Source organism: Methylosinus sporium (assembly GCF_003113265.1).
Taxonomy (GTDB): Bacteria; Pseudomonadota; Alphaproteobacteria; order Rhizobiales; family Beijerinckiaceae; genus Methylosinus; species Methylosinus sporium.
Map to the genome: position 1 here is coordinate 349,566 of NZ_PUIV01000001.1, position 13,677 is coordinate 363,242.

At 65.2% G+C, this 13,677-nt stretch carries 16 protein-coding genes; 7 read left to right on the top strand and 9 right to left on the bottom strand.

What is annotated here, in order from left to right:
- Nucleotides 1-18: 18 nt before the first annotated feature.
- Both C5689_RS01645 and C5689_RS01650 read right to left on the bottom strand, forming a co-directional pair.
- A complete protein-coding gene (locus C5689_RS01645) occupies nt 19-597 on the bottom strand; it encodes a sigma-70 family RNA polymerase sigma factor (RefSeq protein ID WP_108915502.1) in 579 nt (192 codons plus the stop codon).
- A complete protein-coding gene (locus C5689_RS01650; protein ID WP_146188299.1) occupies nt 597-944 on the bottom strand; it encodes a NepR family anti-sigma factor in 348 nt (115 codons plus the stop codon). Before C5689_RS01650 ends, C5689_RS01645 begins: the two co-directional genes overlap by 1 nt.
- A 187-nt stretch (nt 945-1,131) precedes the next feature.
- Here C5689_RS01650 and C5689_RS01655 point away from each other — a divergent pair, with 187 nt between their 5' ends.
- Nucleotides 1,132-1,947 (top strand): response regulator, encoded by an 816-nt coding sequence (locus tag C5689_RS01655; RefSeq protein WP_108915624.1) that lies wholly within the window; start codon nt 1,132-1,134, stop codon nt 1,945-1,947.
- Between the two features lie 153 nt (nt 1,948-2,100).
- Nucleotides 2,101-2,379, top strand: a complete 279-nt coding sequence (locus tag C5689_RS01660) for a con-10 family general stress protein (protein ID WP_108915625.1) — start codon at nt 2,101-2,103, stop codon at nt 2,377-2,379.
- A 60-nt stretch (nt 2,380-2,439) separates the two neighbouring features.
- Here C5689_RS01660 and ptsN read toward each other — a convergent pair whose 3' ends face one another.
- From ptsN to leuD, 5 genes are all read right to left on the bottom strand, one after another.
- Nucleotides 2,440-2,904 (bottom strand): PTS IIA-like nitrogen regulatory protein PtsN, encoded by a 465-nt coding sequence (gene ptsN / locus C5689_RS01665; protein WP_108915626.1) that lies wholly within the window; start codon nt 2,902-2,904, stop codon nt 2,440-2,442.
- A gap of 223 nt (nt 2,905-3,127) precedes the next feature.
- On the bottom strand, nt 3,128-3,691 hold the full coding sequence (gene hpf / locus C5689_RS01670) for a ribosome hibernation-promoting factor, HPF/YfiA family (protein WP_108915627.1): 564 nt from the start codon (nt 3,689-3,691) through the stop codon (nt 3,128-3,130).
- A 391-nt stretch (nt 3,692-4,082) separates the two neighbouring features.
- Complete coding sequence (rpoN, locus tag C5689_RS01675; RefSeq protein WP_108915504.1) at nt 4,083-5,657, bottom strand: RNA polymerase factor sigma-54; 1,575 nt, start codon at nt 5,655-5,657, stop codon at nt 4,083-4,085.
- 175 nt (nt 5,658-5,832) lie between these two features.
- On the bottom strand, nt 5,833-6,768 hold the full coding sequence (lptB, locus tag C5689_RS01680) for an LPS export ABC transporter ATP-binding protein (RefSeq protein ID WP_244594529.1): 936 nt from the start codon (nt 6,766-6,768) through the stop codon (nt 5,833-5,835).
- Between the two features lie 116 nt (nt 6,769-6,884).
- A complete protein-coding gene (gene leuD / locus C5689_RS01685) occupies nt 6,885-7,490 on the bottom strand; it encodes a 3-isopropylmalate dehydratase small subunit (RefSeq protein WP_108915505.1) in 606 nt (201 codons plus the stop codon).
- A gap of 154 nt (nt 7,491-7,644) precedes the next feature.
- On the opposite strand from leuD, the gene C5689_RS01690 reads away from it, so the two are divergent.
- The 4 genes from C5689_RS01690 (at nt 7,645) to C5689_RS01705 (ending at nt 10,428) form a co-directional block, all read left to right on the top strand.
- Entirely contained in the window at nt 7,645-8,238 is a 594-nt protein-coding gene (locus C5689_RS01690; protein WP_108915506.1) for a TetR/AcrR family transcriptional regulator, read from the top strand.
- A gap of 142 nt (nt 8,239-8,380) precedes the next feature.
- On the top strand, nt 8,381-9,571 hold the full coding sequence (locus C5689_RS01695; protein ID WP_108915507.1) for an NAD(P)/FAD-dependent oxidoreductase: 1,191 nt from the start codon (nt 8,381-8,383) through the stop codon (nt 9,569-9,571).
- 18 nt (nt 9,572-9,589) lie between these two features.
- Nucleotides 9,590-9,994 carry a DUF1641 domain-containing protein gene (locus C5689_RS01700; RefSeq protein WP_108915508.1) on the top strand — a complete coding sequence of 135 codons (405 nt, stop codon included), beginning with the start codon at nt 9,590-9,592 and terminating at the stop codon, nt 9,992-9,994.
- The gene (locus C5689_RS01705) at nt 9,991-10,428 is read left to right on the top strand and encodes an iron-sulfur cluster assembly scaffold protein (RefSeq protein WP_108915509.1); all 438 of its coding nucleotides are present in this window, start codon (nt 9,991-9,993) and stop codon (nt 10,426-10,428) included. The genes C5689_RS01700 and C5689_RS01705 overlap by 4 nt, the downstream gene beginning before the upstream one ends.
- On the opposite strand, the gene C5689_RS01710 is transcribed toward C5689_RS01705, so the two are convergent.
- Both C5689_RS01710 and C5689_RS01715 read right to left on the bottom strand, forming a co-directional pair.
- Nucleotides 10,418-11,146 carry a S1 family peptidase gene (locus C5689_RS01710; protein ID WP_108915629.1) on the bottom strand — a complete coding sequence of 243 codons (729 nt, stop codon included), beginning with the start codon at nt 11,144-11,146 and terminating at the stop codon, nt 10,418-10,420. The genes C5689_RS01705 and C5689_RS01710 overlap by 11 nt on opposite strands.
- A gap of 86 nt (nt 11,147-11,232) precedes the next feature.
- Nucleotides 11,233-12,369 (bottom strand): methyltransferase, encoded by a 1,137-nt coding sequence (locus tag C5689_RS01715; protein ID WP_108915510.1) that lies wholly within the window; start codon nt 12,367-12,369, stop codon nt 11,233-11,235.
- A gap of 101 nt (nt 12,370-12,470) precedes the next feature.
- On the opposite strand from C5689_RS01715, the gene C5689_RS01720 reads away from it, so the two are divergent.
- The gene (locus C5689_RS01720) at nt 12,471-13,676 is read left to right on the top strand and encodes an MFS transporter (protein WP_146188300.1); all 1,206 of its coding nucleotides are present in this window, start codon (nt 12,471-12,473) and stop codon (nt 13,674-13,676) included.
- Nucleotide 13,677: the final 1 nt, after the last annotated feature.

The window sequence follows — 13,677 nt, forward strand, 5'->3', positions numbered from 1 at the left end:
GGCATTTCCGCCCGTCTATCAATCATTGCCCGTGCGCGGGAGAATCGACTGATCGCCGATGTAATAGGAATCGCCGATGTCGCTCGTCGAGCGCAGCGCCAGAACCTCGGCGAGGCGGTTGCGGGCGCGATTGACCCGGCTTTTCATCGTGCCCGGCGCGCAATTGCAGATGGCCGCGGCTTCCTCATAGGAGAGGCCCGAGGCGGCGACCAGGATCAGCGCCTCGCGCTGATCGAGCGGCAGCTTCTGCAGCGCGCTGCGAAAATCGAGAAAATCCATATGCGCGTTCTGCGCCGGCAGCGAGACGAGCCGCGCGGCTATGGCGCCGTCCGGGTCGGGCGCCTCGCGGCGCCGCTTGCGATAGTCGCTGTAGTGGATGTTACGGAGAATGGTGAACAGCCAGGCCGTGAGATTGGTGCCTTCGGTGAAGGAGGCGAGGCTGCTCCAAGCCTTGACCAAGGTCTCCTGGACCAGATCGTCGGCGCGGTCGGCGTTGCCGCAGAGCGAAACCGCGAATGCGCGCAGATTGGGGATCGCCGCGACGAGATCGGCTTTGGTCCCCTTTCCTTGGGCTTTCGCCGCTTCGAATGTCGACACTATCCCTCCCCGGGCGCCTTCGACCGCTGCGGGGATATCGGGTCGCTCTCGAGCCTGTTCAAGAGCTCTAGGAAACGATCCGGAATAGGCTGATTGAGGATGTCGTCGTAAAGACCGCGGAGCTGCTCGCCGATCTGCTCGCCGACGTCATTGTGCGGCGGCGTCTCGGAGTCCGGCTGCGCTTCGGCGGGCCGCGCCCGCCGCGGGCGGTGGGAGCTCAACACCACCAGCCCTTCGCCATCGTGCGGCGGCGGCGCGAAAACGCCGTCGCTGATCCTGTCTTCCATGTTCGGAGATTCGCTCGTGCTCGAGGCGGCTGCAATGGACTTCCGGCTGCTTTTTCCCATCTGCTCCTCGAGAATTCTCGTGAGGCCCGACTCTGGCGAGCGGACGCGGCCGCGCTAGTACTGCATTGCGGCGACCAACTCACAACGCTTAATTTTACCAATTCGTTCCCAAATATAACGCGACGATTTGACGCAGCAGAACGCGCCATGATGGCGCGACATTCGCAACTCGCAAACGAGGGACATGATGTCCATTTCTCAGGCGATTCTAAGGCATGTGCCCTATTTGCGGCGCTTCTCCCGCGCTCTATCGGGCAGCCGCGAAGGGGGCGACGCCTATGTGCTGGCGACGCTCGAGACCGCCGTCGCCGATCCGACCCGCCTCGTCGCCGACGAGGATCTGAAAATCTCCCTCTATCGGCTGTTCCTGGAAATCTGGACCTCGAGCCCGATCAATGCCCATACCGACCACTCCGGGGTCGCGCCCGGCGATGAGGCGAGCGCGCGGCGCAATCTCGACGCGATCTCGCTACAGCCTCGCATCGCCTTTCTGCTCCATGCGCTGGAAGGTTTCTCGCTCGGCGAAATCGCCCGGGCGCTCGCCGTCTCGGAGGCGCGCGCGGCGGCGCTCATCGACACGGCGAGCGTCGAGATCGCCGGCCAATTGGCGACGGATGTATTGATCATAGAAGACGAGCCGCTGATCGCGCTCGATTTGCGTGGGCTGGTCGAGGAACTCGGCCATAACGTCGTCGCTGTGGCGCGCACGCATAAAGAGGCGGTCGAGGCCATATCCAAGACTCCCCCCGGCCTGATTCTGGCCGATATTCAACTGGCGGACGGCAGCTCGGGGCTGGAGGCGGTGAATGAAATATTGGGCTCGCTCTCGACCCCGGTGATTTTCGTGACCGCCTATCCCGAGCGGTTTTTGACCGGAGAGCCGCCGGAGCCGGCGTTTCTCATCGCCAAGCCTTTCAGCGTCGACAGTCTGAAGGCGATCATCAGCCAAGCTTTATTTTTCGACAGACGGTCCCATCTCAAATACAATGATAAGCACAAGTGAATAATTAGACCATAGCGAAGGTAATGGCTACTTTTCGTACGTAAAGACCACAGGCCGAATTGCGGCAAAAAAAACTTCTATCCGAAGCGAATAGAGCGCAACCTTGTCTTGACTCGGGCGTTGACTCCCGGGGGACAAGAGAAGGTAGACAATATGACGGCGATCCATGAACCGAAAAAGTCGAACCGTGGCTTTGCTTCGATGGACCCTGAGAAGCAGCGGGCGATCGCGCGCAAGGGCGGCCAGAACGTCCCCGATGAAAAGCGCAGCTTCTCCCAGAACCCCGAGCTCGCGGCCAAGGCGGGACGCAAGGGCGGGCAGAGCGTCGACCCGACGAAGCGGAGCTTTTCCCGCGATCACCAGCTCGCGTCCGAGGCCGGACGCAAGGGCGGCCACGCCTCCCACAGCAAGCCGAGAACAGCCGCGGAGTAATCCGCGGCCTTTTCTCTCGCCGTAAATCGCGGCCGGCTGACGTCAGCGGCGCGAAAAGCCTCAGGCGGCGTGGGGCGTAGAGGTTTGCGCGATGATCGAGTAGAGGGCGGAAGCGTCTCTCGTCGCGCGAATCGTCGCGACGATCGATGGATCACGCAGCACGCGCGCCGCGCAGGCCAGCGCTTTCAAATGATCGGCGCCGGAGGCTTCCGGCGTCACGAGAAGAAACACCAGATCGACCGGCGCGCCATCGAGCGCGTCGAAGTCGATCGGCCGCTCGAGCCGCGCGAAAATCCCGAAAATCGTCTTGATCCGCGCCAGCTTGCCATGCGGAATGGCGACGCCGTCGCCTATGCCAGTCGAGCCGAGGCGCTCGCGCTGCAGCAGCGCGTCGAAGATCTCGCGGGCCGGCAGACCGGAAATCTCGGCCGCCTTCTCGCTCAGCTCCTGGAGCGCCTGCTTCTTGTTGTTCGCCTTGAGCGAGGGAATGACCGCTTCGGTGGAGAGCAAATCCGCGAGCCGCATGTGGCGTCTATCCCATTCGAGGCCCTGTCCGGGCCGAGCTCCGCCGCCGCGCGAATCGCGGCGCGCCAGGTCGCTGTTCATCAATGGACGCATCGTGTCGCGCTGTCGCGACGCGGCCCGCGGCCGGGGCCGTTCTTCGGGCCGCAGAGCGAATTCCAATCGCGCAAAATGAGCATAGCCGCCCTCACAGCTGCATTCGATCTAAAGGCAAGATATATGCCGCCTATTCGCCGCCCGGCGCATCGATCCAGCCGATATGGTCGTCGTTGCGTCGGTAGACAACATTGAGCCGACCCGTATCGGCGTTGCGGAAAACGACGACCGGCGCGCCGGTCAGATCGAGGTCCAAAACCGCGGCCGAGACCGTCAGCCGACGCAGCCGCGACGTCGCCTCGGCGACGATCGTCGGCGCGAATTCCTTGGGCGCGTCCTGCTCCTGATCCGGCGCCTCGAGCACATAGCTCTGCGCCACCTCGCCCTCGCTCTCGCGCGGGCCGTGATGGTCTTTCAGCCGGCTCTTGTAGCGGCGCAGGCGCTTTTCGATGCGCTCGGCTGCCTGATCGAAGGAGGCGTAGGGTTCCTGCGCGCGGCCGTCGGCCTGCACGTCGATTCCCGCGAGATGCAGGCTGCAATCGGCGCGAAAGCCAGAGCCTTCCGGCGAAATCGTCACATGGCCGCCGAGCTCGCCGTCGAAATATTTGCGGGCGGCCGCGGTCAGCCGCTCGGCGACGTGAGTCCGCAAGGCTTCGCCGATATTGATGTTCTTACCGGACACTCGCAGCGACATATCGGGTCTGCCCTCGTCCATTGGAGCGCTCGCGCCGGACGCGGCAGCGCTTCCCTTTTAAAAAAATCCCATGATGGCTTCGTGAGCGTCGCTTTCGACCGTCCCCCTACGGTCTTCGCCGCGGCGCCGGCGAAATTCCTGGTCCAGCGTCCGAGCGTCACTCTGCCGTTCGAACGTGGCGGAAGACGGGCCGAGGAGGCGTTCGCGCCCGGCCCGCTTCGGCGACAGGCTCTAAGTGGACCGGCGATCGAAGTCAATGGGCGAGCGGTTTGCTCATTCCCACGGCGCCGAGGCGCCTCCGTTTTGATACGGAGCCGAAGGTCTGCGCGATTCGAGCGAAAGGGCGCCGTCATTCCCGGCAGGCCCGACGCGCGCGCGTCGACGTTCCGCCCTACAGCGCCGGCGCGCTTTCCCGCGCCATCGCCTGCTTGGCGCGGCGGCGGTCGACGGAGGAGGGAATGCGCAGGCTGTCGCGATATTTGGCGACGGTGCGCCGGGCGATGTCGATGTCGATCTCTTTCAGACGCGCGACGATGGCGTCGTCGGAGAGCACGTCGAAAGGGCTCTCCTTGTCGATCATCTGCTTGATCTTGTAGCGCACCGCCTCGGCCGAATGGGCTTCGCCGCCGCTCGTCGTGGCGATGGAGGCGGAGAAGAAATATTTGAGCTCGAATATGCCGCGAGGCGTCATCATATATTTGTTCGAGGTGACGCGGGAGACGGTCGATTCGTGCATTCCGATCGCGTCGGCGATGGTGCGCAGATTGAGCGGCCGCAAATGCTCCACGCCTTTGGCGAGGAAGGCGTCCTGTAGCCGCACGATCTCCGAGGCGACCTTCAAGATCGTGCGCGAGCGCTGCTCGAGGCTCTTGGTCAGCCAATTGGCGTTCTGCAGGCAGCTCGAGATGAAGGTCTTGTCGCCGTCGCGCTTGGCGCCGGCGCTCACCTTCGCGGCATAGGAGTGGTTGACCAGCACGCGCGGCAGAGCGTCGGAGTTCAGCTCCACCATCCAGCCGCCGTCGCTCGCCGGCCGCACGATGACGTCGGCGACCAGAGGCTGGATCGGCGCGCCGCCGAAGGCGCGGCCGGGCTTGGGATCGAGCCGGCGAACCTCCGACGCCATATCGGCGATGTCGTCCTCGTCCACGCCGCAGAGCCGCGCCAGAGCGGAAAAATCGCGCTTGGCCAGCAGCGGCAGATTGGCGACGAAGACCTGCATGGCCGGATCGAAGCGGTCGCGCTCGCGCAGCTGAATGGCGAGACATTCCTGCAGGTCGCGCGCGCCGACGCCGGAAGGATCGAAGCTCTGGATCACCGCCAGCACGGCGACGGCGCGATCGGGGTCCGCCTCGAGCCGCGCGGCGATCTCGGCGATGTCCTCGCGCAGATAGCCGGCCTCGTCTATCGCGTCGATGATGGCGTGGCCGATCAGCCGGTCGCGCGGATCGGCGGAGGCGAGGGCGAGCTGCTCGGCGAGATGATCGTGCAGATTGGCGTCCGCGGCGACATAGGCCTCGAGATTGGGCGTCTCGCCATCGCCGCCGACGCCGCTGGCGCCGGTCCAGGAATTGGCCGAGAGGCCCGCGCCCTCGAGCGAGCCGGACGTATCGGCGCCGGGACGCTGACCCTCGAGCTCGAAGGCGTTGCCGATCTCCGTGCCGAGCTCGGCCGCCAGCTGGCCGGCGTCCACCGCGAGGCTCTCCTGCGCCCAATCGCCTTCGCGCGGCTCGCCGACCCCGTCGAAACTCGCCTCGCCGCCATCGCTGTCGCTGCCGCGCTCCTGCGGGGCGTCCGGGAAATCGTCGGCCTCCACCGCCTCGAGCAGCGGATTTCGTTCCAGCTCCTCATGCAGGAATGCGGAAAGTTCGAGATTGGAGAATTGCAGCAGCTTGATCGCCTGCAGCAGCTGGGGCGTCATCACCAGGGCCTGGCCCTGACGCATCATCAGTTTGGTGGAAATAGCCATTTTCCGCCTACTCGAAACTTTCCGCCTGCACGCGCGGCATTGCGCCGTCGCAATGGCTGTTCTCGGCCTGTTTCTTGCTTATAGCACGGGGAGGAATTTGGCGCAGGACCATTTATTCGGCGCCCCCCGGAAATTCCGCCTAGCAGTTAATCGCCGCGACGCTTCCGGTCCGAAATCACATCCTGAAATCTTCGCCGAGATAGATGCGCCGCACATCGGGGTGCGCGACGATTTCCTCGGGCGTTCCTTCGGTCAGGACATGGCCGTTGTAGATGATGTAGGCGCGGTCGGTGAGGCCCAATGTCTCGCGCACGCTGTGGTCGGTGATCAGCACGCCGATTCCGCGGGCTTTCAAATGCCGCACGAGGTCCTGAATGCCGCCGACGGCGATCGGATCGATGCCGGCGAAAGGCTCGTCCAGCAGCATGAAAGAGGGGCGTCCGGCCAGGGCGCGGGCGATCTCGCAGCGCCGCCGCTCGCCGCCCGACAGCGCCACCGCGGGCGAGCGGCGCAGGCGCTCGAGCTTGAACTCCTCGAGCAGCGCATCGAGCTCCTGTTCGCGCAGGCGCTTGTCCGGCTGGGTGATCTCCAGCACGGCGCGAATATTGTCCTCGACCGTGAGGCCGCGAAAAATCGACGCTTCTTGCGGCAGATAGCCGATGCCGAGCCGCGCCCGCCGATACATGGGCAGGCCGGTGACGTCATAGCCGTCGAGCGCGATGACGCCGCGATCGGGTTTCACCAGCCCGGTGATCATGTAGAAGACCGTGGTCTTGCCGGCGCCATTGGGGCCGAGCAATCCCACCGCCTCGCCGCGCGCCACATGCAGGCTCACATCCTCGACGACGCGCCGGGTCTTATAGGCCTTGGCGAGATGCTGGATCGCCAGCACGCCCTTATGCGCCGCGGCTGCGGATTCCTCCCCTTCGTCGGCGCCTAAATTTTCGGCGCCGCCCCCCGTCCAAGGCGCGTTTTCGGGGTCGGATTCCGCGGAAAAGCGCGGCGACGCCCTCCCTCCGGCCGGCGGCCGTCGCAAGCGCAGGCGCTCGGCGATCCGGCTCAGCAGGCCGGGTCGCGCGTCGCTCGCGGATGGGTAGGAACGGAAGCTCAAGTCTGGCGCCCTGGAGAAGAGAGACGGACAGCGAAGATCGCGCGCCGCCCCGCCGCGATCCTAAGCCTTACCGAGCAAAAACCATCGTTACTTTTTTGCAATCCGGTAGACCGCGATCAGGCCCAGGGCCGCGCCGCGGCCGTTTTGGCCTCGAAAGCGTCGATCGTGCCGGCCTTTTGCAGCGTGAGGCCGATATCGTCCAGCCCCTCGAGCAGGCAGTGCTTGCGGAAAGGATCGATGTCGAATTTGACGACGCCGCCGTCCGGGCCGCGAATCTCCTGAGCCGGCAGGTCGATCGTCAGCGTGGCGTTGGCGCCGCGCGCGGCGTCGTCCATCAGCTCCTCGAGCTCGGCCTGCGAGACCTTGATCGGCAGAATGCCGTTCTTGAAGCAGTTATTGTAGAAGATGTCGGCGAAGCTGGTGGAGATCACCGCCTTCACGCCATAATCGAGTAGCGCCCAGGGGGCGTGCTCGCGCGACGAGCCGCAGCCGAAATTATCGCCCGCCACCAGAATCTTGACGTCGCGATAGGCCGGCTTGTTGAGCACGAAATCGGGATTGTCGGAGCCGTCGTCCTTATAGCGCAGCTCCGAGAAGAGACCCTTGCCGAGGCCGGTGCGGGCAATCGTCTTCAGATATTGCTTCGGGATGATCATGTCCGTGTCGATGTTCATGATCGGCAGCGGCGCGGCGACGCCGGTGAGGGTGACGAATTTTTCCATGCGGATGGGTCCTACAGGGCCTCGGGCGCGCGGGGCGCTTTCCGGCGCCCTTTAGCAAATCGTCGCAAAAGGCGCAAAGCAGGCAATCCTGTGGCGGCGGCGGTCGCGCCGACAGCCGCTTGCTGTACGAGACGATCGGTCGTATAAAACCGTCATGAGCAGACGGGACGTGAACGATATTCGGCGCAAGCTCCTGGATCAGGGCGTCGCTTTGCTGATGGAGCAGGGCTATCACGGCACCGGCCTGCACGAGCTGGTGCAGAGCGTCGGCGTGCCCAAGGGCTCGTTCTACAATTACTTCCCCAGCAAGGAAGCGTTCAGCGCCGAGGTGGTGAAGCATTATATCGACCCCTTCATCGCCCAGCTCGACGCGCATCTCGCGCGCACCGACGTCGGCGCAGATGCGGCGCTCCGGGCATATTTCGACGAGCTGATCGCCGATACGGAGCGTCGGGATTTCAAAGGCGGCTGCCTGCTCGGCAATCTGATCGGCGAGATCGGCGACACCAGCGATCTGTGCCAGACATCGCTGCGCGAGGCGGTGCGGCGCTATAGAGACAAGCTGCGGGAGGGAGTCGCGCGCGGCCAGGCGGAGGGCTGCTTCCGCCGCGATCTCGACGCCAAGGAAATGGCCGACTTTCTCGTGGACGCGTGGCAGGGCTCGCTTCTGCGCATGAAGATCGAGCGCTCCGTCCGTCCGCTGACCCAGTTCCGCGACATGCTGCTGAACGGCTATTTCCGCGCCTGATTTTTTGCCCGGATTTGAGACGACCGGTCATTTTAAAAGAGGTCGAGTCCGAGGCGAACGACCGCCCCGGAGGAGCCGCCGCGCCCAGAGCGCGTCGAAAAACCGTGGGCGCAAAAGCCCTGCGGAAAAAAGGGAGGAAGCAGTGGCCAAGCGCATACTCGTCGTCGGCGGCGGCATAGGCGGAACGATGACCGCCAATAGCATCGTCGCGAAGCTCTACCCCGAGATATCGGACGGCTCGGTCCAGGTGACCATGCTCTCCGATTCGCCCTGGCATTTTTACAAGCCGGCTTTCATGTATGTCGCCTTCGACATGTTCTTCGAGGGCGAGCTGCGCCGCAAGCAGAGCTCCTTGCTGCGACCGGAGATCGAGTTCATCGTCGACAAGGTGGACCGATTCGATTTCGTCGGCTCCAGCGTGACGACGAAGAGCGGCCGGAAAATCGGCTATGACTATATCGTCGTCTCGACCGGATGCCTGCCGGCGCCCGAACGCATCCCGGGACTGAAAGAGGCGGGCGATTATTTCTATCAATATGAGCCGGCGCGTCGCCTCGCCGACAAGCTCCGCGGCTTCGAGAAGGGCCGCATCTTCATCACCGTCAATTTTCCCAAGACGCCCAATGTTCCGCATCAATGCGGCATAGCGCCGATCGAGACGACGCTGATGCTCGACGAATATCTGCGCCGCAAAGGCGTGCGCGATCAGGTCGAGATCGTCTACACCTATCCCACCGTCTCGCAGCTTTTGCGCAATTGCCTCTTCCTCCAGCAGGAGGTCTGCGAGGTGCTGCCCTCCGTCTTCGAGAGCAAGGGAATCAAATTCCAGCGCGGATTCACGCTGGATTCGGTCGATCCCGATCGCAAGATCGCGCGCTCCGCGGAAGGACAAGAGGAAAATTTCGATCTGCTGATGTGCACGCCGCCGATTCGTGCGGTCGATGCGGTGATCGAAAGCGGCGTCTCGCAGGCGATGAACAATGAAGGCTGGCTGCCCACCGACCGCCGAACGTTGCAGATCGAAGGCTACGCCAACGCCTATGTGATGGGCGACACGGTCGATCTGCCGATCAGCAAGGCCGGCGGCTCCTGTCACAACCAATGCCCGGTCATCGCCAATAATATCGCCGGCGACATTCGCATCGGCCGCACGGTCGACGCCTATGACGGCAAGGTCCAGGCCGTGGCGCAAATGGGCCTCGAGCTCGGAATGCCGCTCTGGTACGACTATGACGAGGACGTTCATCCGACGCCGCCCACCAAGCTCGGCGGGCTTCTCCGCAAGGCTTTCAACCGCGGAATCTATTGGTCCGTCGCGCGCGGCGTGATCTGAAAAAGCGAGGGATGAGCGATGAGCACGACCGAACTCGACATGCGCAATGAAAGCGCCTCGCCGACGCTCGACGAGGCGACGCGAAAGGGAATCGCCGATCTTCTCGAGAAAGCCTCGCCTCTGCTTCAGGGCCGGCGCTTTCACAATATCGTCGACCTTCTCTCTCTCGCTTCCGACGCTGTGGACATGGCCGACGACGCGATGATCCAAAAGCTGATGAAAGCCTATGAGGAGTCGATCGGCGCCGCCTGGACGCTCGGCAACGCCGCCCGCTTCGCCGCCAATGAGGCGTCGCGCAAGCCGACTCCGTCCCTGCTCGGCCTGCTGCGCGCGGCGGGCGACGAGGATGTGCGGCGCGGGCTGCATTTCGCGCTGCTGTTCCTCGCCGTGCTCGGGCGGCAGACGCGCGACGAGCCGGCATGACCGACATAGCGCTCGCCGCGCTCTATGAGCGACGCGTGCGCGATTGGGCGCGGCGAGCGCGCGACGATTTGCGCCTCGCCGACGCCGACGTCTCCGTCACGCGGACGAGCCCGATCTGCGGCAGCAGGCTGACGCTCGATCTGCGTTGCGAGAACGGCCGCATCGTCGCTCTCGGCCATCGCGCGCGGGCCTGCACGCTCGGAATGGCCGCGACGGCGATCGTCGTCGTGGGGGCGATCGGCGAAACGCTCGCCGATGTCTTCATGGCCGGCGAAGCGCTGGTGCAGCTTCTGGACGGCGCCGACGTCGGCTTTCCCGAGAAGTGGCGGGAGCTGGAGATATTCGCTGCGGCGCGCGCCTTCCCGATGCGGCGCGGGTCTATCCTGCTGCCCTTCGACGCGCTCGCCGAGGCCTCGTCGCGCCTTACTCCGTGAGCGGGAGCAGAATATCGGCGTACCAGGCGCAGTTGAGGCCCAGCGCCTCGTCCTGCTGGAGGTCGCGGCCGACGTCCAGCCGCGCCGAATGGACGCCGAGCAGCGTCCAGGGAAGATCGCCCTGGCGCGCCTCCAGCGCCGGCACGCGGGCCACCACGGGCGCGCCGCTCGCGCCTCTGTGGGTGCGCGCGTCGGTGAGAAAATAGCCCTGGCCCTGAAAGCGCAGGCCGAAGGAGGAGGCGACGACCCCCTGCCGCGCCACCGGCATATGATGCAGCGTGTCGTGGAAGCCCAGGGGAAAGCCGAGAATCAGCAGCGAGGAGCCGACCTCCACCGTGTCGAACTCACCGCAGAGATGCGCCGGCGTGAAGGCCCGATAGACGGTCGACTCCGGCAGAGCCTGCCGCTCGATCTCTATGACGGCCACATCGATTTCGCCGCCGGCGTCGAGGCCCTGGCGCCAGACGCTCTTGCCGTCCTCGTAGAGCAGCATCGAGAAGCCGGTCGATTGGGTCATATTCTCGGCGTCGATATGCAGCTCGATCTCGATACGGTCGGGGCAATGCCCGGTCGCCGCGTCGCTCAGCACATGGCGGCTCGTCACCAGGAAAAGCCGTTCGTCGCGCGCGAAGAAGAAGCCGCTGGCGTTGGTGAGCGGGGCGTCGCCTTTGAATGTGCCCACGCGCGCCGTGGTGAGAAGCAGAGGTTCGATCGTCATCGGCCGGCCTTTCTCCTCCATGGGAGATTCTCCCCCAACGGCGACATGGCTGCTCGGTTCCGCCCCGGCAAGTCGGGGGGCGCCGCTCAGGGGCCGTGATAATCGGGGTCCGGCTTCGCCAGCAGAATGCTGGCGACGATCGGCATAGGATTGCTCAGCAGGCGGAAGCGGCCGAAGCCCGCCTTTTTGGCGAGCTTTTGCAGCTCGGCGACAGTTCGCGGCTCGCCGCGGCCCATGGCCAGCGTGTAGAATCCGTAATAGGCGTCGAGCGGCTCCGCGCCCTCGACGCCGGACATGGCTTCTATGATCAGCAGCGTCCCGTCGCGCGGCAGGGCGCGGCGCACATTGCGCAGCAGCTCCAGCGCGGAGGCGTCGTCGTGATCATGGACGATGCGAATCAAGGTTATCACATCCGCGCCCTTGGGCAGCGGATCGGTGAGGAAATTCCCGGAGAAGAAGGTCGTGCGCTCGGCGAGCCTCGCTTCCTCGAGCCGGGCGCGGGCGCGCTCGACCACCGCCGGCAGATCGAACAGCATCAGTTGCAGCCGAGGCGCCCGCGCCGCCGCGGCGATGAGAAAGGCGCCCTCGCCGCCGCCGACGTCGAGCAGCTTCTTATGCCGGCGGATCGGATAGACGTCGAGGACTTCCTGCGCCACCAGCGGCTGCGAGGCGGCCATCAGCGCGCTATAGGGCGCGACCTCCTCGGCCGAGAGCGCGGCGGGATTTTCCGCCGCCGAATAGGGCCAGTAATCGGCGAGCCGCGGCTCCGCCGATTCGTCGCCGCGCAGCAGCGCGACCGGATCGGCGAGATCGGCGTAGAGCATGGGCTGATGCGAAACGAGCGAGAGCGCGGCTTTGTTGCCGATGAGCGCCGCGCCGAGCTCGCCGAGGCCGAAGCGCTCTCCGCCGCGCCGCTCGACGAGGCCGAGCGAAGCGGCGGCGTCGAGCAGCCGCGCTACGGCGTCCGGCGAGAGATCGAGCTTCTCGGCGATTTGCTCCACATTGCGCGGCTGCTCGAGCAGAAGCTCCAGCAGCTTCAGCCGCACGCAGGCGAGCAGCACCTGCGAATAGACGAAGCCGGCGCAAAGATCGAGCATCTCCCGCGCGCGGCGCCGCGCCTTCGCGCGGGTCAGCGGGTGAGCGGCGGCGAGGCGCTGGAAGCGCGGACTGGAGATCAGCCGATCGCGAAGACGCCGCAGCCTGTCTCGAAAGAACTGCCCCATACGCCGCCCCTCCGCCTGCTCGATAGTCGCTCCTAGCCCAAAAGCGCAGTTTCGGAAACGGCGATTATCCCGGGCCCGGGCGTTTGCCCTGAGGAGAATCTGTGGGGACGATCGCCGTCATGCGCTTCGACGCTCTCGATCGGCTGAATTTTTTTCTCGCCGATGTGCGCGGCGGGCTCGGACCTTTCGTCGGCGTGTTTTTGTTCACGCAGGCGCATTGGAGCCAGGCCGAGATCGGCGCCGTGCTGACAGTGAGCGGGCTCGTCGGCATAGCGGCGCATCCGGCCGTCGGCGCCTTCATCGATCGCACGCGCGCCAAGCGCCAGCTTCTCGTCGTCGCGAGCTTCGTGCTCTGCGGCTGCGGCCTCGCCATCATTCATGCGCCGAGCATTCCCGTCGTCGTCGCGGCCGACATCGTCATGGCGACGCTCGGCGCCGTCTTCGCGCCCACAGTGGCGGCGATCACGCTCGGCCTCTATGGCCGCGACAGGCTCGCCGAGAGGCTCGGCCGCAACGCCGCCTTCGATCGCGCAGGGAATATTTTTATCGCGGGAATCGTCGGGTTCGTCGGCGTGCTGGCGTCGCAGACCGCGCCCTTCTATCTCACGCCGATCTTCGCCGCGCTCGCGGCGCGCGCGGCCTTCGCCATTCCGGCCGAGGCTATAGATCATAACCGCGCCCGCGGGCTCGAGGATGTCGATCTCGCGCATCCGCCGCAGCCGGGCAAGCTGCGCGATCTCCTGCATTACCGCACGCTGCTCGTCTATGCGGCGGCGGCGGCGCTGTTCAATTTCGCCAATGCGCCGACATTGTCGTTGATCGCGCAGAAGCTCGCTTCGGAAAATCCGGGCTTCGAGAGCGGCGTCACCTCGGCGGCGATCATTCTGGCTCAGCTCTCGACGATCGGCATGGCGCTCATCGTCGAGCGCGCCGATCTCATCGGCCGAAAGCCGCTCATCGTCCTCGCTTTCGCGGCGCTGTTCGCGCGCGATCTCGCTTGCGTCTTCGCGGAGACGCCGCTGCATCTGCTCGCGGCGCAATTGCTGGACGGCGTCGGCGGCGGTCTTTTCGATGCGTTGCTGCCGCTCGTGCTCGCGGACATTATGCGCGGCACGGGCCATTACAGCCTCGCGCGCGGCGGGCTCGGCTTCGTGCAGGGCGTGGGCGGCGCGACGAGCCTGTCCGTCGCCGGTTTCATCGTCACCTCGGTCGGCTATGCGCCGACCTTTCTGGCGCTCGCCGCGGTCGCGCTCGCGGGCCTCGCGCTGGTCCTCGTCGCCATGCCCGAGACGGGGCCGAAGCGCTGAC

Bases quoted from the DNA above. Each gene is read 5' to 3' on its own strand.
- C5689_RS01650 (WP_146188299.1), bottom strand. From the start codon at position 944: ATGGGAAAAAGCAGCCGGAAGTCCATTGCAGCCGCCTCGAGCACGAGC.
- C5689_RS01655 (WP_108915624.1), top strand. From the start codon at position 1,132: ATGTCCATTTCTCAGGCGATTCTAAGGCATGTGCCCTATTTGCGGCGC.
- C5689_RS01660 (WP_108915625.1), top strand. From the start codon at position 2,101: ATGACGGCGATCCATGAACCGAAAAAGTCGAACCGTGGCTTTGCTTCG.
- ptsN (WP_108915626.1), bottom strand. From the start codon at position 2,904: ATGCGGCTCGCGGATTTGCTCTCCACCGAAGCGGTCATTCCCTCGCTC.
- hpf (WP_108915627.1), bottom strand. From the start codon at position 3,691: ATGTCGCTGCGAGTGTCCGGTAAGAACATCAATATCGGCGAAGCCTTG.
- rpoN (WP_108915504.1), bottom strand. From the start codon at position 5,657: ATGGCTATTTCCACCAAACTGATGATGCGTCAGGGCCAGGCCCTGGTG.
- leuD (WP_108915505.1), bottom strand. From the start codon at position 7,490: ATGGAAAAATTCGTCACCCTCACCGGCGTCGCCGCGCCGCTGCCGATC.
- C5689_RS01690 (WP_108915506.1), top strand. From the start codon at position 7,645: ATGAGCAGACGGGACGTGAACGATATTCGGCGCAAGCTCCTGGATCAG.
- C5689_RS01700 (WP_108915508.1), top strand. From the start codon at position 9,590: ATGAGCACGACCGAACTCGACATGCGCAATGAAAGCGCCTCGCCGACG.
- C5689_RS01705 (WP_108915509.1), top strand. From the start codon at position 9,991: ATGACCGACATAGCGCTCGCCGCGCTCTATGAGCGACGCGTGCGCGAT.
- C5689_RS01710 (WP_108915629.1), bottom strand. From the start codon at position 11,146: ATGACGATCGAACCTCTGCTTCTCACCACGGCGCGCGTGGGCACATTC.
- C5689_RS01715 (WP_108915510.1), bottom strand. From the start codon at position 12,369: ATGGGGCAGTTCTTTCGAGACAGGCTGCGGCGTCTTCGCGATCGGCTG.